Raw genomic sequence first — 23,193 nt, forward strand, 5'->3', positions numbered from 1 at the left:
GCAATCCCTCGTTGCACCTGTCATTACGAACGAAGTGAAGCAATCTCTTCTTGTTTCGAGGAATCAACCTGAGACTGCGTCAGTCGCTTTTCTCCCTCGCAGTGACCTTTCACAAGTCATCGCGAACCCAGTGAAGCGATCTCATGGTCATTACGAGTGAAACGAAGCAATCCCTCGTTGCACCTGTCATTACGAACGAAGTGAAGCAATCTCTTCTTGTTTCGAGGAATCAACCTGAGACTGCGTCAGTCGCTTTTCTCCCTCGCAGTGACCTTTCACAAGTCATCGCGAACGCAGTGAAGCGATCCCATGGTCATTGTGAGTGAAACGAAGCAATCCCTCGTTGCATCTGTCATTGCGAACGAAGTGAAGCAATCTCTTCCTTATGAACCAAGCGAAGCAACCTCACATTCCTTACCGGGAATTCTTAAATCTTCAATTCCTTTTAATAAATTTGAATAAACACTTGTTAATTTATGTCTTCCAGGGAAAAACTAATTTACGGATTCAGGCATGTACCTTACCAGCAGGAGGATTTTTCTTCCGGTGAAATGTTAGACAGGTCAAAGGAATTCTACGACTGGCTTGACAAAAGAAGATCTGTAAGACATTTTTCTGATAAACCGGTACCACAGGAAGTCATAGAGAATATTATAAAGACTGCCGGGACTGCTCCTTCCGGAGCTCATAAACAACCCTGGAAATTTTGTGCCGTATCTAATTCAGATTTGAAGAAAAAGATCAGAAAAGCGGCAGAGCAGGAGGAAAAGGAGAATTATAGAGGCAGAATGAGTGAGCGCTGGCTTAAAGATCTTGCTCCTTTGGGGACCGATGAAAACAAGGAGTTCTTAGAAATCGCTCCATGGCTTATTGTTGTTTTTAAAGAGGTGTATGAGCTTGACCAAAATGATGAGAAACATAATAATTATTATGTGAATGAATCTGTTGGTATCGCCTGCGGAATGCTGATATCTGCAATTCATAATTCAGGCCTTGTGACTTTGACCCATACCCCGAGTCCCATGAATTTTCTGGCAGAACTACTGGAGCGTCCCTCGAATGAAAGAGCCTATTTGCTATTGCCCGTGGGATATGCAGCTGGAGATGCTTTTGTTCCCGATATTCATAGAAAGAAACTGGAAGAAATAAGTGAATTTTATAAATAAAGACGCCAATTCTGGTAGGGCAGAATTGGCGTCTGGATCTATTATGAAAAAACACCTGTATTTGGGGCAAAAAGGTCATTTCCTTTTTGATGGGCGCAATGTAATTTTCTTGATTAAATTTATCTGTAACAAATGTTACACAGACTATTATAACCTGGAAAATGCCTAAACTTCTTATAAAGAGAAATTCTGAATGGGCTAATAAGATGAAGACGTACCATCTTTATCTGAATGGCCAGAAATTTACTGAGATCAGGCATGATGAGGTATTGTCTTTTGAAATACCTGAAGGTAAATACCTTATTGAAGCCAGGGTCGACTGGTGTGGCAGTCAGCCGCTGGAACTTGAATTTAAAGAAGGAGAGATCAGGAAGGTGGAAGTGACAGGCTTCATATTTTCTAAATATTTATTTCCCTCTGCCGTCTTCACCCTGGTAATTTATATGGCGATCTATTTTCATTTTCAAATAAACAGCCTCTTTCTTGCCAGCATTCTAATGTTCTTTTTCGGTTATCTCGTTTACTTTATGACCTTTGGCCGTAATCATTATCTTAGGCTTATTGAAAGGGCATAAATGAGAATTTTCTTCTACTTTTTCCGGAATAAAACCCGTATCCAATTGTGCCATGGAAACTGTAACAAAAGTTACTGCCCTAACTCACCTATATTTATATTTTTGTGTCTGGAAATTTAAACAGGGGTGGAGAAATACATTAACATAATTCAGGATTCGTTTACCGGGTATTTTAATTACCTGGTGAATGAGATCACGCATCCAACCTGGACAAGCTATTTTTACTGGCTAATTGGTCTTTCCCTGCTGGTCTGGATTCTTGAGATCCTCATCCCGTGGAGAAAAAACCAAAAGCTTTTTAGAAAAGGCTTCTGGCTGGATACCTTCTACATCCTTTTTAATTTTTTCCTCTTCTCCCTTATTGGCTATAACGCGTTGAGCAATGTTGGAGTTGAGTTGTTCAATGACTTTCTGAGTCTTTTTGGAGTTGAAAATATTGTAGCGGTTGAAATTGACAGCCTGCCTGCCTGGACTCAATTGCTGATTATGTTCGCTATTGCCGATTTTATTCAGTGGAACGTGCACAGGCAGTTACATCGTCAGCCATGGTTGTGGGAGTTTCATAAGATTCACCACAGTGTGAAGGAAATGGGCTTTGCCGCCCAGTTCAGGTTTCATTTCATGGAAACGATAATTTACAAGTCGGTACAATATATTCCTTTAGCCATGATAGGTTTTGGGATCCAGGAGTTCTTTTTGGTCCATATGGGCAGTGTCTTTATAGGCCACCTTAATCACGCCAATGTTGGTTGGGATTACGGGCCTCTAAAATATGTGCTGAATAATCCAAAAATGCATATCTGGCACCATTCTAAGGAATTACCGGAAGAAAGACCTTACGGAATGAATTTCGGACTGAGCCTAAGTATATGGGATTATATTTTTGGCACAGCTTACATACCAAAGAATGGAAAAACCATAGAAATTGGGTTTAAAGGAGATGAAGATTTTCCGCAGGATTTTGCGAATCAGACCCTTTTCCCGTTTCAGGCAAAAAATAAAGTAGAACCAAACCAAATTAAATTCGAATAAAAATGACCATAAAACAGTTTAAAGATAGCCCGCTGGCGCATTATTCTTATGCCATTGTAAGTGATGGTGAAATGGCACTGGTAGACCCTTCGCGAAATCCTATGGAATATTACAGGTACGCTGAAGAACAGGGCGCTAAAATAGTTGCGGTTTTTGAAACCCATCCTCATGCCGACTTTGTGAGCAGCCATATGCAGATACATGAAGAGGCAGGAGCTACAATATATGTAAGTAAGTTAGTGGGGGCCGATTACCCTCATAAAAGCTTTGATGATGGAGACAAACTGAATATTGGAAATATAGAGTTCAGTGCAATAAATACGCCGGGACACTCACCAGACAGTATCACTATTGTCGCTAAAGAAGGAGATGAAACCGCTTTATTCACTGGGGATACCCTTTTTATTGGAAATGTAGGAAGGCCAGATCTTAGAGAAAATGCCGGGAATATGAAGGCCAAGAGGGTAGATCTTGCAAAACAGATGTATAATACCATTAAGACGAAGTTCAACGATCTTCCGGACGATGCCCTGGTATATCCGGCTCATGGAGCAGGATCACTTTGCGGAAAGAACATGAGCGATGCTTCTTCCAGTACATTAGGAAACGAGCGCCAGGGGAACTGGGCTTTTAAAGAGCAGACCGAAGATGAGTTCGTGGAAGAGATCCTTAAGGACCAGCCTTTCATTCCATCTTACTTCGGATTCAATGTGGATATCAATAAAACAGGACCTGAAAATGTTCAGAGAACCAAATGGGCCAATAAGCTTCGTTTAAATGTTGATGAGGTTGAAGAAGGAGCCCTGGTGGTTGATACTCGTGATGGAGATAACTTTAAAGCCGGTCACCTTCCAAACAGTATCAATATCATGGCAAGGTCTGAAGATGACAAGTATGAAACCTGGCTTGGAGCTATTATTAAACCTGAAGAGGAGTTCTACCTTGTGATAGATTCTGTAGATAGTATTGAAGAGATGCTGGAAAGAACTGCAAAGATAGGTTATGAGAAGCAGGTAAAAGCAGTGATCACTTTAAGCCAAAAGCTTTCTGAAAAATCAGACCAGCTGGATCTTGAAGACTTCAAGAAAAATAAGGATAATTATACCATTGTTGATATTAGAAACAAAAGCGAGGTTGCCGAAGGTAAGATCTTTGAAGACGCGATTACCGTTCCATTAAATGAGTTGAGAGATAATACTACCGAGATTCCGTCTCATAAACCTGTTGTTGTTCACTGCGCCGGAGGTTACAGATCTTCTGCGGGAAGCAGCATCCTGGATAATCGCTTTGAAAGCACCAGGGTGTATGATCTTAGTGAGGCGATAAAGGAATTTAAGTAATCAAATTTCCTGGTATAATTAAACCCGGAATGTTAGTTCCGGGTTTTTTTATGTGTCATTGGGAGCGTTTCCCACTGTCATTGCGAGCAAAGCGAATGACTTCCTTAGGTCATTGCGAACGCAGTGAAGCAATCTCCTGTTGGGGAGTGAATTATCATGAGACTGCTTCAGTCGTTTCACTCCCTCGCAGTGACGTTCCACAAGTCATTGCGAGCGCAGCGAAGCAATCTCTTCTTGGTTCGAGGAATTAACTTGAGCCTGCTTCAGTCGTTTCACTCCTTCGCAGTGACGTTTCCCAGTTCATTGCAAGCAAAGCGAAGCAATCTCTTCTTGGTTCGAGGAATTAACTTGAGACTGCTTCAGTCGTTTCACTCCCTCGCAGTGACGTTGTCCAGGTCATTGCGAGCAGAGCGAATGACTTTCCCCATGTCATTGCGAGCAGAGCGAAGCAATCTCTTCTTGGTTCGAGGAATCACCTTGAGACTGCTTCAGTCGTTTCACTCCTTCGCAGTGACGTTCCACAAGTCATTGCAAGCAAAACGAAGCAATCTCTTCTTGGTTCGAGGAATCAACCTGAGACTGCTTCAGTCGTTTCACTCCCTCGCAGTGACGTTCCACAAGTCATTGCGAGCGAAGCGAAGCAATCTCTTCTTGGTTCGAGGAATCACCTTGAGACTGCTTCGGTCGTTTCACTCCCTCGCAGTGACGTTCCACAAGTCATTGCGAACGCAGTGAAGCAATCTCTTTGGAGTTGAGATCATCTTGAGACTGCTTCAGTCGTTTCACTCCATCGCAGTGACGTTTCCCATGTCATTGCGAGTGAAACGAAGCAATCTCTTCTTGGTTCGAGGAATCACCTGGAGACTACTTCAGTCGCTTTGCTCCTTCGCAGTGACGTTCCACAAGTCATTGCGAACGCAGTGAAGCAATCTCTTTGGAGTTGGGATCATCATGAGACTGCTTCAGTCGTTTCACTCCTTCGCAGTGACGTTTCCCATGTCATTGCGAGCACAGCGAAGCAATCTCTTCTTGGTTCGAGGAATCACCTTGAGACTGCTTCGGTCGTTTCACTCCCTCGCAGTGACGTTCCACAAGTCATTGCGAACGCAGTGAAGCAATCTCTTTGGAGTTGAGATCATCTTGAGACTGCTTCAGTCGTTTCACTCCATCGCAGTGACGTTTCCCATGTCATTGCGAGTGAAACGAAGCAATCTCCTGTTGGGGAGTGAATTATCATGAGACTGCTTCAGTCGTTTCACTCCCTCGCAGTGACGTTCCACAAGTCATTGCGAACGCAGTGAAGCAATCTCTTTGGAGTTGAGATCACCTTGAGACTTCTTCAGTCGTTTCACTCCATCGCAGTGATGTTGTCCATGTCATTGCGAGCAGAGCGAAGCAATCTCTTCTTGGTTCGAGGAATCAACCTGAGACTGCTTTGGTCATTTCAATCCCTCGCAGTGACGTTCCACAAGTCATTGCGAACGCAGTGAAGCAATCTCTTTGGAGTTGGGATCATCTTGAGACTGCTTCAGTCGCTCTGCTCCTTCGCAGTGACGTTTCCCATGTCATTGCGAGCGCAGCGAAGCAATCTCTACTTGGTTCGAGGAATCACCTTGAGACTGCTTCAGTCGTTTCACTCCCTCGCAGTGACGTTGTCCATGTCATTGCGAGCGAAGCGAAGCAATCTCTTTTTGGTTCGAGGAATCATCTTGAGACTGCTTCGGTCATTTCAATCCCTCGCAGTGACGTTCCATGAGTCATTGCGAGCGAATCGAAGCAATCTTACAGCAATAGCCCATAATTTGAGATTTTTACAACATTTGAAACAGCTTAAATTTTCTATATTTACCCTTCCACGCGAAAAATCAGAACATATAAGCATTTATGGATAAAAAATACAGGGTAAAGGTTAACGACACCTACAATTTTGAATTCACACAGGAAGAGATAGATGCTCTTGACACACAGCAAACTTCAAATTCTCAATATCATCTTCTGAAAGATAATCGCTCATTCAGCGCCGAGATCTTCAAACCCGATTTCCTTAACCGGAAATACGAGATCAAAATAAACTCCAACATTTATTCGGTTAGGATCAATAATGACCTTGATATGCTTATCGATGATATGGGGCTTTCACTGGGAAGCCTGCATCAGATAAATGATATAAAGGCACCGATGCCAGGCCTTATACTTGAAGTGAACGTTAAAGAAGGTGACGAGGTGAAAGAGGGAGATTACCTGTTGGTACTCGAAGCAATGAAAATGGAGAATACCCTAACAGCTCCGAGAGATGGCGTGGTAAAATCAGTAAGCGTTAACAAGACAGATACTGTAGAGAAAAATCAGTTATTGATAGAAATGGAATAACTGAAAGGGAAAATCTTTATAGGAATTAGAATCAAACTAAAATGAAGAAAATATTAGTAGCCAACAGGGGAGAGATCGCGCTAAGGGTGATGAAGACCATCAAAAAAATGGGAATCGATACCGTGGCCGTCTTTTCTAAGGCCGACAGGAATGCCCCTCATGTAAAGTTTGCTGACGAGGCGGTTTGCATAGGAGAAGCACCTTCCAGCGAATCTTACCTTAAAGCAGATAAAATAATAGAAGTAGCAAAGGAACTTAATGTTGACGGGATACATCCCGGTTACGGATTTTTAAGCGAGAACGCTTCTTTTGCTGAAAAGGTGGAAAAGAATGGGATTACCTGGATAGGCCCTGGTTCAAAAGCCATTGAGATCATGGGAAGTAAACTGGCGGCTAAAGATGCTGTCAAAAAATATGATATTCCCATGGTCCCGGGAATCGATGAAGCCATCACCGATACCGAAAAAGCGAAGAAAATTGCGAACGATATTGGTTTTCCCATCCTTATAAAAGCTTCTGCCGGTGGTGGAGGTAAAGGGATGCGAATTGTTGAAAAAGAGGAGGATCTTGAAGACCAGATGAAACGTGCCATTAGTGAGGCCGAATCGGCATTTGGAGATGGTTCGGTTTTCATTGAGAAATATGTGGCGTCGCCAAGACATATCGAAATTCAGGTCCTGGCAGATACTCATGGTAATTTTGTTCATCTTTTTGAAAGAGAATGCAGCATTCAGCGTAGGCACCAGAAAGTGGTAGAGGAAGCACCTTCGGTGGTTCTTGATGAAAAACTAAGAAAAGAAATGGGAGAAGCCGCGGTTAAAGTGGCTAAAGCCTGTGATTATGTAGGAGCAGGAACGGTTGAATTCCTTTTTGATGAGAACCGCAATTTTTATTTTCTGGAGATGAACACCAGGTTACAGGTAGAACATCCGGTAACTGAATATATCACGGGAGTTGATCTGGTAGAACAGCAGATTCTGGTAGCTAGAGGAGAGAAACTTGCATTCTCACAGGAAGACCTTAAAATAAAGGGTCATGCAATGGAATTAAGGGTTTATGCCGAAGATCCTCTTGAAGATTTTATGCCAAGCACCGGGAAACTTGAAAAATATAGTCTTCCTACCGGCGAGGGAATAAGGCTGGACAATGGCTTCGAGGAAGGGATGGATGTGCCAATCTATTATGATCCCATGCTTGCCAAGCTGATTACCTATGGAAGAACCCGCGAGGAAGCCATTCAGTTGATTATAAAGGCCATTGATGATTATATTGTAGAGGGAGTGAGTACAACCCTTCCTTTTGGAAAATTCGTCTTTCAGCACGAAGCTTTCCGAAGCGGAAAATTTGATACACATTTTGTTAAGAAATATTATTCCCCTGAAGCTCTTAAGGAAGAAACAGAGAAGGAAGCCCGATTGGCAGCTATCATGGCTTTGAAGCAATACTTTAAGGATCGGGAGCAATTGAGATTGCCTCATAATTAGAAAACGGGAAATAGATTTTTAAAATTCAGAATCGAAGTAATGAGTAACAACCTTGATAAATTAAAAGAAAAGATCGCTGAGGCTCATAAAGGGGGAGGCGAAAAGAGGATTGCAAAACAACACGATAAGAAAAAGCTTACCGCCCGTGAGCGAATAGAATACCTGCTGGATGAGAATTCGTTTGAAGAAATTGGCATTTTAGTTACCCACCGTACCACCGATTTTGGTATGGATAAACAAAAATATTACGGAGATGGTGTTGTTACGGGCTATGGAACCATCAACGGACGGCTAGTCTATGTATTCGCCCAGGATTTTACCGTTTTTGGTGGATCCCTCTCTGAAACCCACGCCGAAAAGATCTGTAAGGTTATGGACCTGGCCGTTAAGACCGGGGCTCCGATGATAGGCTTGAATGATTCGGGTGGTGCAAGAATACAGGAGGGGGTGAAGTCCCTTGGAGGTTATGCCGATATTTTCCACCGAAACGTCAAGTCTTCCGGGGTTATACCTCAAATATCCGCAATTATGGGGCCTTGCGCCGGTGGAGCGGTTTATTCACCTGCCATGACCGATTTTACCCTTATGGTTGAGGATACTTCTTATATGTTCGTTACCGGACCCAATGTGGTGAAGACCGTGACCAATGAGTCGGTTACCTCTGAAGAGTTAGGAGGAGCTACTACGCATTCCACCAAATCTGGTGTTACCCATCTTACCTGTGCCAATGACATTGTTTGCCTGGAAAACATCAAACAATTAATAAGTTATATGCCGCAGAACAACCAGGCGGCACCAGAGAAACTTCCTTTTGAGCCGGGTGATGAGCATCGGGAAATCCTGGAAGGCATAGTTCCCGATAGTTCCAATAAACCTTATGATATGCATGAGGTGATAAAAGGAATTATAGATGAGGATTCTTTTTTCGAGATACATAAGAATTATGCCGATAATATTATTGTTGGTTTCGCAAGGATAGGAGGGAGGAGCATTGGAATAATTGCCAATCAGCCTATGAGCCTTGCCGGGGTACTCGATGTTGATTCTTCAAAGAAAGCGGCAAGATTCACACGTTTCTGTGACTGTTTTAATATTCCCCTGTTGGTTCTTGTGGATGTGCCTGGTTTCCTGCCGGGAACCGATCAGGAGTGGAACGGGATCATTCTTCACGGAGCGAAATTGCTATATGCCCTGAGCGAAGCAACTGTACCGAAGGTAACCGTGATTACAAGAAAAGCCTATGGCGGGGCTTATGATGTGATGAATTCCAAACATATTGGAGCAGATTTTAACTTTGCATGGCCCACAGCCGAGATTGCGGTAATGGGAGCCAAGGGAGCTTCTGAAATAATCTTTAGAAAAGAGATTGCTGAAGCAGATGATCCTGAGAAAAAGCTGGCAGAGAAGGAAGCGGAATATGCAGAGAAATTTGCAACTCCTTTTGAAGCAGCTCAACGCGGATTCATCGATGAGGTGATCATGCCTAAAGATACACGTCGTAAACTGATCAAAGCATTTAGCGCTCTTGAGAATAAGCATGTTTTAAGACCGAACAGAAAACACGGGAATATTCCGTTGTAAGGTCATTGCGAGCAGAGCGAAGCACTCTCTTCCCGGTTCGAGGAATCATTTTGAGACTGCTTCAGTCGTTTCACTCCATCGCAGTGACGCTTCACAGGTCATTGCGAGCAGAGCGAAGCAATCTTTTACTGGTTTGAGGAAACAACCTGAGACTGCGTCAGTCGCTATTCTCACTTGCAGTGACGTTGTCCAGGTCATTGCGAGTGAAACGAAGCAATCTCTTCCTGGTTCGGGGAATCATTTTGAGACTGCTTCAGTCGTTTCACTCCATCGCAGTGACGCTTCACAGGTCATTGCGAGTGAAACGAAGCAATCTCTTCCAGGTTCGGGGAATAACCTTGAGACTGCTTCGGTCGCCTGGCTCTCTCGCAGTGACGATGTCCAGGTCATTGCGAGTGAAACGAAGCAATCTCCCATTGGTTGGAGAAATCAACCTGAGCCTGCTTCAGTTGTTTTAATCCTCGCAGAGGCGCTCCTTAGGTAATCTCGAGCGTAGTAGTGAGATCTTTAATTATATTGTATGAGATTCAATAAAATAGTCTGTGTAGATAATACCAAGCTTAATCAGGAAGCCTTATCAGAACTGGAAAATTTTGCTGAGAAGGTGGAAGTATATACAGATTATCCCAGTCAAAAGGAAGAGATTATAAAGCGCATCGGGAATGCTGAAGCTGTATTGGTATCCTGGCACACTGAAATAGATAAAGATGTAATCGCAGCCTGTTCTGGGTTAAAATATATCGGGATGGCCTGCAGCCTGTATGATGATGAGTCGGCTAATGTAGCCGTGAAATTCGCAAGAGAGAAGGGGATATCGGTAAAAGGGATCAGGGATTATGGTGACCCCGGAGTGGCAGAGTTTATAATTTCAGAACTAATTCAACTACTCAATGGCTATAAAGGAGAACAATGGAAAGAACTTCCTCAGGAGTTAACCGGACTTAAAATTGGTATTATTGGGATGGGGGTAACCGGCCAGCTCCTTGCAAAGTGTTTACTTCCGTTTGGTGCAGACCTGGCTTATTATAGTCGGTCCAGGAAAGCCGAATGGGAGAAAAAGGGAGTTGAATACCTTACTTTAAAAGAGCTGTTAAATACATGCGAGGTGATATCATTTCATCTTCCTAAAAATACTCCTCTGATGGGAGAAAATGAATTTATGGAATATGGAAACGGAAAGATCCTTATCAATACTTCCCTTGGGCTACCTTTTGAGGAACATGCTTTTAAAAAATGGATAAAGAATCGCGGCAATTTTGCGATCTTTGATGCTGACGGTAAGAAGGAACTCACATCAGAAACCAGAAGGATGCCGGGTGTTATAGTTTCTGAATCCAGTGCAGGCTGGTCTGAGCAAACCCTGGAAAGACTTTCAGAAAAGGTAATTAAGAATATCAGGGAATATAATAAAGCGAATACCTGATCAATACTTTTCGTTTATGTAACTTCTGTTACTGATATTCCGGTAGGGAAAAACTATTTTTGCCACCCCAAAAAAGTGCATTATGGAAATGATATTACAAACCTGGCCATGGTATATTTCAGGGCCTCTTATAGCTTTGATTATGTTCCTTCTCATATTCATGGGAAAGAAATTTGGAATGTCTTCCAATCTTAAAACACTCTGCACAATGTGCGGTGCCGACAGGAAGGCCTCTTATTTTAATTTTAACTGGAGGGAACATAAATGGAATCTTATCGTAATCTTAGGAGCTGCCATTGGCGGATTTATAGCGATCAATTTTTTAACTGCAGATCCGGCTGTAAATATTAACCCTGAGACGGTTTCCACACTTAATGAATTAGGTTTTGAGAGTTCCGGTAAGGCTTATTTACCTGATGAAATTTATAGTCTCGAAGCTTTAACCGACTGGAAGGCACTTAGTGTTTTGATAATAGGTGGTTTTCTAATTGGTTTTGGTGCCCGCTGGGCAGGAGGCTGTACTTCCGGTCATGCAATTTTTGGCCTGAGTAATCTCCAGCTGCCTTCGCTAATTGCAGTTATCGGGTTCTTCATAGGAGGCCTAATAATGATTCATTTATTATTTCCATTAATATTTTAAGACATGAGAATAGTAGGATATTTAATGACAGGTATATTTTTTGGAATCGTAATGTTCAAATCTGAAGCGGCTTCATGGTTCAGGATCTACGAGATGTTCCAGTTCGATTCTTTTCATATGTATGGGATCATGGGTTCTGCACTTGTTTTAGGTGTACTTGGAGTTCAGCTTATAAAGAAGAAAAACCTTAAAGACTTTGATGGAAAAGATATCCATATAACTCCAAAGCCAAAAGAGTACAAGGCGAATATATTTGGAGGTATAGTATTCGGACTGGGCTGGGCACTGGCAGGAGCCTGCCCCGGACCCATATACACTCTTATTGGTGCCGGATATATTTCGGTGATAGTAGTATTTCTCGCTGCGATTCTTGGAACTTTTGTCTATGGATTATTAAAGGATAAATTACCTCATTAATATATATTATATAAAAAACGCTTAAAAAGGTAGATCCTTTTTAAGCGTTTAATCTTAAAGAAGAGGTGTTTTATTCAACCTTCGTAGCTTTTAAATAAAGCTCTTTTGCCCTTATTTTTTCTATCATCTCCCTTCCTTTCTCTGCCGTCTTTTTCCATTTTTCAGAGTTATGAGCCTTATTGTAAGTGGCAGCGTCTGGCCATACTCCCTCAAGAAAATACTGATAATTCTCAGTGTTCTGGCCAGGAAGCTTATATAAATGATAACCAGTATTATGATAACCTTCTTCACTAAGAGCCTGATTCATTTCCTTCAGGTGGTCGCTTATTTGCTTTTCGGTCACACCTTCCGGAAGTTCAAATAAATGAAGACTCTTATACCCGGGAACATTTCGATTATCCTTTAATTCAATTTGAATAAGCTCAAAAGGCTTATCACCAATATTACTGGGTTGATGTTTAGATTTTTCCAACCACATAACATCACCTTTATTACCATCCATTTCGAACGACTCACCGTCACCGGTTTTCATTTTGGCCTTGTGGTCTGTGAGAAACACTGCTACTCCTTCCGGGTGACTGTGCATCACAGATTCTTCGCCCGGGCCGTAACTAATACGCAGAATTCTAACCTTATCATTATCTACTTCCACTTTATAGTGTTCAGGATCTGCTTTAGAGGCATCCTGAGCTTTTAAGGTTGTAAGCGGCATCAATAAAAGAATGAAAAGGCTAAAACCGGTTAATACTTTAAGAGCTCTCATGGCCTGATTATTTGATGGTGTCTGTTTTGGTGGTGTCTGCTTCCTGCATGGCCGCCATCATTACAGAATTATCCCAGTAACCATACTCTCTTACAATCTTACCATCCTCAAAACGGGCTGTTAAATGAACGGGAATAATCACCTCCTGGTTACTGGCTGAGATAGTTCCTTTCCATTCCCCCCAGTAATTTACCCAGGTATGATCATCATCGGTCAGTACCATTTCAAACTCATCATCGTCATCATTAAAGCCATAATTTGAAAGGCCTGAAAGGGATTCTTTGTGCAATTTTATAGTTGCATCAATATTTTGACCTTTTGTGCTATTATGAAAAATCTGAGCCGTATCGGCGTAATGAGATTTCATGGATTGCCAGTCTCCTTTTTCATAATCGCTTATCGCCGCCTTCAGGGTATTGATCTCTTCAGAATCCTGAGTATATCTTACTTCTTCTTTTTTGTTGGCGTCATTACATGACGAGGTCATAAGGCCTATAAAAAGGCCTATTAGGATTAACTTTTTCATGATTCTAATTTTTTGTGATCTTAGTGCCGCTTGGTGCGCCTTTATATGCAAGATCTGGTCTCATACCACCTCGTTTCACGGAATAATTGTCCACATATTTGAACATTTCCTGAAATAATTTCTGCCCTTCCTCTCCGAGTAATTTGTCATTCTCTTCAGACATTCTATCATAATCCTGGGCATCTTTAGCTGATATTACGGCAACATAATAATTTCCCACATTACCAAATCCGGTATGATAGATACGGTAATGCATTTTTGATCCTTTATTTGCAAACAGGGTCTTTAATTCTTTCATTTTTCCCCTGAGATTCTGAATATTCGAAGGAGTTACATCAAGACGATGCCATACCCTGTAATCCCGTCCGGGAGTTTCGGTGGTAAGCCCGTCTGGCATATAGGATAGTTCACTATTTAATATGGCTATATAATCTCCATGAGAATCATAACATTTATCGAAATTCTGGAAAATTTTAGAGAATTCGTCATCTCCCATAGCTTCTCTCAATGGTGCAAAGGAGTTTTTGTCAAGATCGGCCATATTCTGTATAGGTGAAATATAGAGGTAGGTACCATCGTCCATAGAAGCTGTAGCCCATTGTACATCTTTTAAGGCATGTTTCTTACAAGCATCCACAAAGCCTTTTGATACTTTTTCATATTCAGCCATCATAGAAGGCTTAACTCTATCTTCATGAATCCAGAAGGCTTGATTTTTAGCATCCTGGGCCCATATACCAGCTGTCATTAACAGGCAGAATAATGCTGCCATCATTTTTTGAATAATTTTCATAATAATAGTTTTAAGGTGTGATTAATAATTATTGATCCCGTTTGTAGTTAAATTCCCCGGGGCACATTCGTTTTCTGAAAATTTCAAAAAACAATTTCTTTTTATTCAGGCATTGGCCATCGGTAACTTTTAATGACCCTCCATTTTCCGTCTGCTTTTTTTGCGATGTTTACAACTTCGATATTTCTTGTAACATCTTCTCCTTCAATATCAAGAAAGACCTTATCGTGATAGAAAACCAGGTCTTTGGCGAGTTTGTCTTCAGAAATATTTTCAAAGGCTATTGTGGCCTTCGAGTTTTTAAAGAATTCATTGTAAAAATCACCTATTTCCTTACTTCCATTGAGCATGGTGCCGTCAATATGATGTATAGCGGCATCCTTAGAGTATACCTGCAGAATCTTTTCGGTATCGGAGTTCTTCAAGGCTTGAATATAGTTCTGCCTTAACTGTTGAAGGTCTTTTGAAAATGATTGGGCATTGGCACCAGCCATTATCAAAACCAACCCAAAAGTGAACAGGATTAGCTTTTTCATGATTTGTAATTAATTATTGGCTACATAGGATAGTTCAGGTTTGAGATATCCGGTGACCTTTTCCTGTTTAGAGGTAGCATTTTCGATCTGATCAAATATCTTCTTTCCTTCCTCACCCAGTAACTCCATATTTTCATTACGTAATTTTTCAAGGGCTTCAGGACTTTCAGCCGCAACAGCCACCATATAATAATTACCCATATTTCCGAAGCCGCTCTTATAGACCCTGTAATGAACTTTTGATTTTTTCTTGGTATAAAGCTGTTTTACGGCCTGTGCAAGTTGTTCAGCCTTTTCACCAGCTCCAGGTGGGATATGGTAATATGTAAGTTCCCTGTAATTCTGGCCTTCGGGAGTTTGAGTAATGCCATCTGGCATATACGAAAGCTCTTTGTCCAATCTTAAAATATAATCTCCATGCTCGGTATAGGTATCTGCAAAGGGTTCAAAAAGTTTTTGAAATTGATCCTTACCCATTTTCTTTTCTAAATCTTCGAATGGATTTTTATCCAGTTCAGCCATACTTTCAATAGGCGAGAGGTACATCACTCTGTTGTCATCTGCCTGAAAGGTTATCCAACTCATACCTTTCATCTTATGCTCTTTGGCCGCATTTAGGATGGCCTTATCAGCCTGCTGATGTTTGTCTTTCATTCCATCTTTGACATGATCTTCATGAACCACGTAAAGCTGATACCTGTCATTTTGTGCGTTTATCGAAATAAACATGAACAGCATCATGATAATTGCCGTTAAATTTTGTTTGGTTGATTTCATTATTTCCGTTTATTGATTAATAAATAAGATGAAAATTTAGGAAGTTATTTTAGTCAGGCCAATGCAAAAAGGACAGGAATAGAGAAATACTTCCCCAAGTAACCATATTTTTTACCGGAATAATGAAAGGGGGTTTATCAGATCACCTGGAGATGCCTGAACAATTCATTTCGCATAGTCTTGCTAAGAGGAAGAGAACGGCCAGAGATCACCACATGATTTCCTCCTATTTCGTCTATATGCCAGAGATTTACAATGTAGGACCGATGAATTCTTAAGAATCCCTTGTCCGGAAGTTTGTTTGTGACCTCTTTTAAAGTCGTGACCAGTAGATATTGGCGATCTTTAGTGAAAACCCTGCAATAGTTCCTGTCAGCTTCGATAAATTTAATATCGGCGAGTGAAATCTTCACCATTTTATCCTTATACCGTACAAAGATTCGGTCACTTAAAAAGCATGCAGCACTTTTTGGGTGTTTTTTCAACCTGTATTTTTTCCTGAGTCTCTTAAAAGACTCTTTTATTTCCTTTTTCAGAATACCTTTTCTGATATTCTTCTCAACAGGCAGTAGCTCAGGAATGCTCATAGAACTTTGCTCCTTATTGAAATAGATTACTGAGGTCTCATTTTTGTTTTTATCACTTCCCGGGGTCTCCATACCGTTGAGCTGTCCCTTCAGCTGATCGTCCAGAAGGATAAGATCGGGAGTTTCCTGTTCAATAAAGTTAAGCGCGTCCTTAGCCCTGGAAAATATTCCAGTGATCCTGTAGCCAAGTTCACTAAGCGTTAATGATAATTTCGCAGCCATGGGAATATCATTTTCCACGATCACTATTTCGGCATGCCTTTTCATTTGATAGTAGCTTTCTATAAAGATACTGAAACTATTGATATTCAGTGTTCTACATTGCTGAATTAAATGCTTTAGTTTGATTTTCTGCCAGAAGAAAGATAGAAAGATGGTAGTGAGATATGGTATTTCACTACGATAAGTCGTATACCTATTACGATAAGAGAAGTAGTAAGATAGATTATATCTGGATCTACTCCAAGATCAAAGAGTATTATATAGACAAAAGCACCCATTAAGCATGCCGTTGCGTATATTTCCTTTCTAAAGATCACAGGGATCTCATTACATAGAATATCTCTTATCACCCCACCAAAGGTTCCCGTCATTGCTCCCAGAGCAATGGAAATGATAGGGTTAAGATCATTCTGAATTCCTGTCTCAACACCTGTGATCGTAAAAACACCCAGCCCGATGGTATCGAAGAGGAAAAGTGATTTTTTTAGATAGAACAGTTTGTTTCTGAAAACAATGGCCAGAATGGTGACCAGTCCTATAAGATAGACATAAATTATATTTTCCATCCAGGTTACCGGAGTGCTTCCTATAAGTACGTCACGAATAGTGCCACCGCCAATGGCAGTTACAAAAGCGATAATAAAAATCCCGAAAGGATCCAGACGTCTATTCATCGCTGAAAGAGCTCCCGATATAGCAAAGGCAATGGTTCCCAGAATATCCAGTATGTTAAACAAACTCAATTCCATGCTTGGCAAAGGTAAATTTATCTTTTAAATTTGAAGCTAGCAGGGCAGTTTTCTGCCTTATTTTTAGGGTTTATCAACAAATAAGCTATCTTAATAACATTAGGTGTAAGTTTTCACCTAAACTCCCTACTTTTACAGAAGCCAAAAATTACAAAAATGAGTGATACTACAGAAAGAATAAAGTGTTTGATCATTGGTTCGGGGCCGGCAGGCTATACAGCAGCTATCTACGCTTCGCGGGCAGATCTTAAACCTGTTTTATATACCGGGATGGAGCCCGGAGGACAACTTACCACAACAACCGAAGTTGATAATTTTCCAGGATATCCTGAAGGGATCGATGGTCCTAAAATGATGATGGACCTGCAGCAACAGGCTGAGCGATTTGGAACTCAGGTTAGAATAGGGATGGTCACTGAAGTGGAACTCTCCAAGGAAGTAGGAGGTATTCACAGAGCCTGTGTAGATAATGCAACATGGGTGGAAGCCGAGACTATAATTATCTCTACCGGGGCTACCGCAAAATATCTTGGTTTGCCAAGTGAGCAGAGGCTAAGAGGAGGCGGAGTTTCAGCCTGTGCGGTTTGTGATGGTTTCTTCTATAAAGGTCAGGATGTGGCCATCGTAGGAGGAGGGGATACCGCGGCAGAAGAAGCTACCTATCTTGCCAATATTTGTAATAAGGTTACCATGCTGGTTAGAAAGGATTATATGAGAGCTTCAAAAGCCATGCAGCACAGGGTAAACAATACCAAGAACCTTGAAGTGAGATATAATACCGAAGCTGAAGAGATACTTGGTGACCAGGTTGTGGAAGGTCTTAGAATGGTTAACAACCAGACGGGGGAGAAGGAAGAGATCAAGATCACAGGATTCTTTGTTGCTATAGGTCATAAACCTAATACTGATATTTTTAAAGGTCAGCTTGATATGGATGATACCGGCTATCTTATCACCAAAGGAAAATCTACGAAGACAAATATCCCAGGGGTGTTTGCCTCAGGAGATGTTCAGGATAAGGAGTACCGCCAGGCGGTGACTGCAGCAGGAACCGGCTGTATGGCTGCTCTTGATGCGGAGCGTTATCTTGCAGAAAAGGATAGCCATATGGAAGAAGCAAATGCTGAAGAAAAGCTCAACGCTTAATCTTATTTGAAATAAGAATTAAAGAGGCTGGCTAAAAAGTTATAATTATCGTCATTGCGAGGAACGAAGCAATCTCTTCCCGATTTACCAAAGATGAGATTACTTCGCTTTGTTAGTAATGACCTTTAAACCTAACTTTTTAGCCAGCCTTTTGTTTTAAGATATTTGCGGAAGATCAGTTGTCTGTTTTCTTTTTAACTTCTCCATCCTCAATTTTAAGTTTAGATTCGCTACCATCGGCTCTATCTACTTTCTTTTTGTATTCACCATCATCTTTCTTGATCTTGATCTCATCACCCTCGGCGGTTTCAATCTTGATCTTGTCCCCGCCGTCCTTTACTTCCACTTTATTATCGGGATCTTCCATAAGTTTTTGGACTTCGGTTTTTTCCTCTTCTTTTTCGGTATCTCTACACGAAACAAATACAAGGTTTAGAGCCAGAATACATAGGCCCGTTTTAAATAAATATTTCATAATATTTGATTTAAAGTTCCCTGTAAAACTACTCAATCTGGGATTTAAGTGTTCCGAATTTTGAAAACTTTAGGATTTTCAAACTTATTTGAAAAGGCCTTTAGCAAAATCCTTTTTCGCGATCACGGCTTCGCCTGTAAACTCGATCAGGTCTATCTGTGGATTATTGAAAATTTCGGTCTCACTGTTTCCGGATGCCCTTATTTGAAGTTTTTCGGTAATGTTCACCTTATTTTCTGAATCCCCCTGTGCGAGTACCACAGCATTGACACAGGTGAGATTTTCCCCATCGAATTCTGCCGACTGGTCTGCTCTTAGTTCAAACTCCTTAATATCCCCATCTATTCTGGCATCAGCCTTTTCATAAATATCCACTTTAAAAAGGGGAGCATTAACAAGGGCTTCGACTTTAGAAGACTGGTTTAACTGGTAATAAACTTCCTTTCCAGTGACATTAAGCTCGGCTTTAGCATCATCTCCATTTATGAGGGTGAAATTGCTTGTAGTAAGTGTAAGGTATGCCCTTGAGCTGTTTTTGGTCTCCAGCTGAAAGTCCCCAAAATATAGGTCTTGCAGGGACTCTAATTCTACCTTATCAGAAATTTTGATATTTCGGAGGGTATCAAGAAAAGTGATCCTGATCTCCTGAGACTTGGTTCTGCTGAACTCTTTTATGGGTTTGATGTAAAGAACGCCATCAACCACCTCGCTCTGAATAAGGTCGTGTAGGTTATCATCGGCCTTGATTTCCATCATGGGTCGGCTGCCTTTCAGGATACCAACCTCAAACTCTCCGGCTACCTGAATGGAATGAAATGGAGTCAGGTTATATTGTTCGGTTTTTACATTTCTGCTGCCTTTTACTTTTTCCTGAGCCTGGCAAGAGGCAAGGATAATAAGCAGAAAAAAAGGTAGTTTTTTTATCATAAATATGTTTTGAAATATATCAAATATAGAAAAAGCCTCCCAAAGGAGGCTTTTTTTCAGTCGGTTAGCATTCCAGCAGCTGTTGCTGAGTCTTGAGTTTTTGAAAGATCTCTATTTTATCTTTCTGTAATTCATTGTGAGCGGTTTTGGATTCTTCCATTTGATGGCCAAATAAAAGACCCATGATGAAACTTATTAAGAGATTGATGAGAGTGCCCATGATTAATTGTTTATTTCGATTCCATTGCTGTCTATTCTTACCCGATCAACCTTCTGATCGTTAACCTTCACACCTTTGTCATTTACCCTGATATTCAATTCTTCATCATTTACTTTTATTCTTGCATTGAAATCATCTGAACTGTCCCAGTCCTCATTACTTTCATCCCAGGTGTCATCGTCTGAATCTTCCCAGGTATCAACAGGGCAGTCTTCACAGGAAGTTTCATTTTCTATTACTTTTAGAAAATGGCCTTCCTCTCCACTAATCAAGATGTCACCAAAATAATCGGCGTTCCTGTGAAAGGAGGAAGTGTTTTCATCTGCATAAAGGGTTGTCCCTTCGGGCAGGAAAAGAGTCACCTGTACTTCCTGGTCACGATATCCGTAATTTGAATCGGTGGTGAAATAACTATCCAGTAAAAGCTCATTTCCTATGAGGCTGGTGGAATAGTTGATATTCTCAGCCCTTTCTCTTGCATCCTGAAAATCCTTCCCTTCAGCCGATTTCACCACTTCGATCTTGGCAAGCGAATCTTTAGTTGATTTCACAATTAATCGGATATCATTCCCAACAAGTACTTTGTTTCCATTATCATAAGCTATCCTGAAGTCGGAACTACGCCATGTTCTTCCGGTATACTCAGGATTATTGCGCATACGAAGAAAGACAGTATCAGTAGGCATGATCGTCAGTTTTTCAGTATTCGCAACATCTCCGTCAAATGCCCTGTTTGTGGCTTGTGAAACACCTATTACACTTAAGCCTATGATCGAGATCAGCCATACACCTAATAAAGTGAGTAAAGCTATTCTACCTATAGACCTCAGGTTCTTCACTAAGATCTTCAATCCCAGTACGAACAGGAAGAAGAATGGTATTCCAACCGCAAAGAAGCACAACAGGGAGAGAACCCATAACGGAGCACCTGTATTGACCATTTCTACATAGTCTGTCCATGGAGCCTCAATGATTCCAAAGGTTCCAACTGCGAACAGCCCAACAAACAGTGCTATAAGGGTTGATCCCGCAATTAGTAATAACAATATACCTACAAATTTTACGAATAGTTTCAGACAGAACTTGATAATATTACCAAGGGTTGTAGCTGCAGAGCTGGCACCGGCGCTGGCCTGTTTGCCATATCTCTCGTAGTCTACATTTTTTATACTATCTGAAACCTCGTGAAAACCCTCGCGTATCTTTTTCTCGATATTGCTGATGGTAACCTCCTCTCCGCGCATTGCCAGCTTATCTGCTGTGGTTTTAGCTTCAGGTACAAAGATCCAGAAGGCGATATATATCAGTACAAAAGCTCCGCTGGAGAAAATAGTTAGTAAGATCCATAGTAGTCTTACCCAAATGGCTTCAATTCCAAGATAATGCCCAAGTCCTGAAGAAACTCCTCCAATGTACCCGGTTTCAGGGTCCCTGAAGAGTTTTTTGCCAACGGTCTTGGTAGATTCACTTCTTTTAGGCTCGTCTTCAAAGATCTCTTCATCAACCATATAATCTTCGGGTTGCCCCATAATGGCGATGACCTCTTCTACTTCTTTTATGCTTATTACCTGACGTTCATTTTTGATCTTTTCATTAAATAATTCAGCAATACGAGCCTCGATGTCTGAGATGATCTCATCACGTCCCTGCGTATTGGAGAAGGAATGCCTTATAGCTTCCAGGTAACGCTGTAGCTTGGCATAAGCATCCTCATCTATATGAAAGAAAATGCCGGCAAGATTTATATTTACTGTCTTATTCATGATTCTTCTTTTTTTGAGTGGTTACGATGTTAACTGCCGATTGCAGTTCTTCCCAGGTCCCTGTGAGTTCCCTGAGGAAAATTTTACCGGTTTCGGTTAGGCCGTAATATTTTCTTGGCGGCCCGCTGGTGGATTCTTCCCACCGGTAGTTGAGAAGTCCGGCATTTTTCAGCCTCGTAAGAAGGGGATAAATGGTCCCTTCAACAACCAGCAGTTTGGCGTCTTTTAGTGTGTCCAGGATTTCTGCAACATAGGCATCTTCGTCCTTTAGAACGGAGAGTATGCAGTACTCCAGTACACCCTTACGCATCTGCGCTTTTGTATTTTCGATCTTCATGTTGTTTGTTTTTGGGTGTCATTAAACTGTTCATTTTTTGATTGATCTGATTGATGGTTATTATCATCGGGCACATCGGTACCGATAAAATTGATGGTTAGCGGGTAATTATATAGTTTACCTTCACTTGCCTTGATGCTGGCATGTATAACGGTAAAGAGTTCAAGTATAAAGAGGCCCAGTAAAAGAATCCCGAATACCCCTATGATGATGAAAAAGGGCAGGGCATCTGAAAAACTTTCTATCATGAATGAATCTTCATACAGGAACAAAGGTTCTTTAATGCTGAACTTTATACCGAAGTAAATAAAGGTTACAGCTCCTGCCGCAAGCAGAAAGACCGAGTAGAGAAAGATGCTTATCTGAAAATTCAGCGCGGTTCTTCCATGATGATCTACAAAAGGATCCTGTTTGCGGCTTAGCCATAACAGTGTTGGAAAGATGAAATTTCCCAATGGGATAAAGAACTGTGTGAATACCGATAGATGAAGTACGGTAGCCAGCGTGGTGTTTTGATTGATGGTTTCTGTTGTCATTTTAAATTCTTTAAATGTTCCTGGTCTTATAAGAATATCGTGGTTAAAAAGTAGATGTAAATAGAAGCTACTACCAGATAGATCTTAATCTTCTTTGCATTTAATGCAATTTCCTGAGTGTTAGATGATTTGTACATGATGATGAATTTTGATTGATAATACATAACCTATTAGATTCTTATACAAATATATGTCTAAAAGAAGGTATTATGCAAAACAAAGTACCTAAATTTAACAAAAATTTAAGAATAATGGAGTCGTGTTTATTTCCTATTTTTATAGAAAAAACATCTAAAACCCTTATAAATGAAGCTCTCGCCCTCAAAACTCAATTCTTTTTTAATAATGAAACTTCCAAGTGCCTGGCTATGTGGTGTTAGGGTGAAGCATATTGATAATTCTCAATGTGAGGTGAGCGTAAGGCATCGTTGGATAAATCAGAATCCATTTCGATCTATGTACTGGGCCGTACAGGGGATGGCAGCCGAATTAAGTACTGGTGCACTGGTAATGGACAAGATCCAGGCGGCTGATGAAAAAATATCTATGCTGGTAGCCCGGAATAAATCAGAGTTTTTAAAAAAAGCCAGGGGAAAAATCATTTTTAACTGTTACGATGGAGAGAAAGCTGCTACTTATATAAAGAAGACTATAGAGACCGGAGAAGGCCAAACCTTCTGGATGAAAGCTGTTGGTGTAAACGAGCAAGGTGAAGAAGTCTCTGTTTTTGAATTTGAGTGGACCGTGAAAGCTAAAAGTTCTATGCAATCAGCTTAAAGCTTTTAGGAGACAGTTAATATAAAGTATA

General features: G+C 41.0%; 25 protein-coding genes. 12 read left to right on the plus strand and 13 right to left on the minus strand.

Annotated features, from left to right (window positions below; all coding sequences use genetic code 11):
- Positions 1-476 precede the first annotated feature (476 nt).
- From NE848_RS14915 to NE848_RS14960, 10 genes are all read left to right on the plus strand, one after another.
- Positions 477-1,166 carry a nitroreductase family protein gene (locus NE848_RS14915; protein WP_252115090.1) on the plus strand — a complete coding sequence of 230 codons (690 nt, stop codon included), beginning with the start codon at positions 477-479 and terminating at the stop codon, positions 1,164-1,166.
- A gap of 161 nt (positions 1,167-1,327) precedes the next feature.
- Positions 1,328-1,741: a hypothetical protein gene (locus NE848_RS14920; RefSeq protein WP_252115102.1), complete on the plus strand. Its 414-nt coding sequence runs from the start codon at positions 1,328-1,330 to the stop codon at positions 1,739-1,741.
- Positions 1,742-1,867: 126 nt separating this feature from the next.
- Entirely contained in the window at positions 1,868-2,773 is a 906-nt protein-coding gene (locus NE848_RS14925) for a sterol desaturase family protein (protein WP_252115105.1), read from the plus strand.
- Positions 2,774-2,775: 2 nt separating this feature from the next.
- A complete protein-coding gene (locus tag NE848_RS14930; protein WP_252115107.1) occupies positions 2,776-4,113 on the plus strand; it encodes an MBL fold metallo-hydrolase in 1,338 nt (445 codons plus the stop codon).
- Positions 4,114-5,997: 1,884 nt separating this feature from the next.
- Entirely contained in the window at positions 5,998-6,483 is a 486-nt protein-coding gene (locus tag NE848_RS14935) for an acyl-CoA carboxylase biotin carboxyl carrier protein subunit (protein ID WP_252115110.1), read from the plus strand.
- Between the two features lie 41 nt (positions 6,484-6,524).
- A complete protein-coding gene (accC, locus tag NE848_RS14940) occupies positions 6,525-7,967 on the plus strand; it encodes an acetyl-CoA carboxylase biotin carboxylase subunit (RefSeq protein WP_252115112.1) in 1,443 nt (480 codons plus the stop codon).
- Positions 7,968-8,006: 39 nt separating this feature from the next.
- Positions 8,007-9,548, plus strand: coding sequence for an acyl-CoA carboxylase subunit beta (locus NE848_RS14945; protein WP_252115114.1), 1,542 nt, complete (start codon positions 8,007-8,009; stop codon positions 9,546-9,548).
- A 520-nt stretch (positions 9,549-10,068) separates the two neighbouring features.
- Positions 10,069-10,971 (plus strand): NAD(P)-dependent oxidoreductase, encoded by a 903-nt coding sequence (locus tag NE848_RS14950; RefSeq protein ID WP_252115116.1) that lies wholly within the window; start codon positions 10,069-10,071, stop codon positions 10,969-10,971.
- A gap of 82 nt (positions 10,972-11,053) precedes the next feature.
- Positions 11,054-11,611: a YeeE/YedE family protein gene (locus NE848_RS14955; protein WP_252115118.1), complete on the plus strand. Its 558-nt coding sequence runs from the start codon at positions 11,054-11,056 to the stop codon at positions 11,609-11,611.
- A gap of 3 nt (positions 11,612-11,614) precedes the next feature.
- Complete coding sequence (locus NE848_RS14960) at positions 11,615-12,028, plus strand: DUF6691 family protein (RefSeq protein WP_252115120.1); 414 nt, start codon at positions 11,615-11,617, stop codon at positions 12,026-12,028.
- A gap of 70 nt (positions 12,029-12,098) precedes the next feature.
- Here the strand turns inward: NE848_RS14960 and NE848_RS14965 are convergent, their stop codons facing one another.
- The 7 genes from NE848_RS14965 to NE848_RS14995 form a co-directional block, all read right to left on the minus strand.
- The gene (locus NE848_RS14965) at positions 12,099-12,791 is read right to left on the minus strand and encodes a cupin domain-containing protein (protein ID WP_252115122.1); all 693 of its coding nucleotides are present in this window, start codon (positions 12,789-12,791) and stop codon (positions 12,099-12,101) included.
- Between the two features lie 7 nt (positions 12,792-12,798).
- Positions 12,799-13,317, minus strand: coding sequence for a nuclear transport factor 2 family protein (locus NE848_RS14970; RefSeq protein WP_252115124.1), 519 nt, complete (start codon positions 13,315-13,317; stop codon positions 12,799-12,801).
- A gap of 4 nt (positions 13,318-13,321) precedes the next feature.
- Positions 13,322-14,110, minus strand: coding sequence for a hypothetical protein (locus tag NE848_RS14975; protein WP_252115126.1), 789 nt, complete (start codon positions 14,108-14,110; stop codon positions 13,322-13,324).
- Between the two features lie 101 nt (positions 14,111-14,211).
- Positions 14,212-14,646, minus strand: a complete 435-nt coding sequence (locus NE848_RS14980; protein WP_252115128.1) for a YybH family protein — start codon at positions 14,644-14,646, stop codon at positions 14,212-14,214.
- 9 nt (positions 14,647-14,655) lie between these two features.
- The gene (locus NE848_RS14985; RefSeq protein WP_252115129.1) at positions 14,656-15,423 is read right to left on the minus strand and encodes a hypothetical protein; all 768 of its coding nucleotides are present in this window, start codon (positions 15,421-15,423) and stop codon (positions 14,656-14,658) included.
- A 137-nt stretch (positions 15,424-15,560) separates the two neighbouring features.
- Complete coding sequence (locus tag NE848_RS14990; RefSeq protein ID WP_252115131.1) at positions 15,561-16,277, minus strand: LytR/AlgR family response regulator transcription factor; 717 nt, start codon at positions 16,275-16,277, stop codon at positions 15,561-15,563.
- A 71-nt stretch (positions 16,278-16,348) separates the two neighbouring features.
- A complete protein-coding gene (locus tag NE848_RS14995; RefSeq protein WP_252115134.1) occupies positions 16,349-16,981 on the minus strand; it encodes a trimeric intracellular cation channel family protein in 633 nt (210 codons plus the stop codon).
- Between the two features lie 156 nt (positions 16,982-17,137).
- On the opposite strand from NE848_RS14995, the gene trxB reads away from it, so the two are divergent.
- Positions 17,138-18,127: a thioredoxin-disulfide reductase gene (trxB, locus tag NE848_RS15000; protein WP_252115136.1), complete on the plus strand. Its 990-nt coding sequence runs from the start codon at positions 17,138-17,140 to the stop codon at positions 18,125-18,127.
- Positions 18,128-18,302: 175 nt separating this feature from the next.
- Here trxB and NE848_RS15005 read toward each other — a convergent pair whose 3' ends face one another.
- From NE848_RS15005 to NE848_RS15030, 6 genes are all read right to left on the minus strand, one after another.
- Positions 18,303-18,602 carry a hypothetical protein gene (locus NE848_RS15005; protein WP_252115139.1) on the minus strand — a complete coding sequence of 100 codons (300 nt, stop codon included), beginning with the start codon at positions 18,600-18,602 and terminating at the stop codon, positions 18,303-18,305.
- 84 nt (positions 18,603-18,686) lie between these two features.
- Positions 18,687-19,529 (minus strand): GIN domain-containing protein, encoded by an 843-nt coding sequence (locus NE848_RS15010; RefSeq protein WP_252115141.1) that lies wholly within the window; start codon positions 19,527-19,529, stop codon positions 18,687-18,689.
- Positions 19,530-19,593: 64 nt separating this feature from the next.
- On the minus strand, positions 19,594-19,749 hold the full coding sequence (locus tag NE848_RS15015) for a hypothetical protein (protein ID WP_252115143.1): 156 nt from the start codon (positions 19,747-19,749) through the stop codon (positions 19,594-19,596).
- Between the two features lie 2 nt (positions 19,750-19,751).
- The gene (locus NE848_RS15020; RefSeq protein WP_252115145.1) at positions 19,752-21,512 is read right to left on the minus strand and encodes a PspC domain-containing protein; all 1,761 of its coding nucleotides are present in this window, start codon (positions 21,510-21,512) and stop codon (positions 19,752-19,754) included.
- A complete protein-coding gene (locus NE848_RS15025) occupies positions 21,505-21,849 on the minus strand; it encodes a PadR family transcriptional regulator (protein WP_131394925.1) in 345 nt (114 codons plus the stop codon). Before NE848_RS15025 ends, NE848_RS15020 begins: the two co-directional genes overlap by 8 nt.
- Positions 21,846-22,385, minus strand: coding sequence for a DUF4870 domain-containing protein (locus tag NE848_RS15030; protein ID WP_252115147.1), 540 nt, complete (start codon positions 22,383-22,385; stop codon positions 21,846-21,848). Before NE848_RS15030 ends, NE848_RS15025 begins: the two co-directional genes overlap by 4 nt.
- Positions 22,386-22,691: 306 nt before the next feature.
- Here NE848_RS15030 and NE848_RS15035 point away from each other — a divergent pair, with 306 nt between their 5' ends.
- Positions 22,692-23,162, plus strand: a complete 471-nt coding sequence (locus NE848_RS15035) for a DUF4442 domain-containing protein (protein ID WP_252115149.1) — start codon at positions 22,692-22,694, stop codon at positions 23,160-23,162.
- Positions 23,163-23,193: the final 31 nt, after the last annotated feature.

This window comes from Gramella jeungdoensis, from assembly GCF_023805255.1.
Taxonomy (GTDB): Bacteria; Bacteroidota; Bacteroidia; order Flavobacteriales; family Flavobacteriaceae; genus Christiangramia; species Christiangramia jeungdoensis.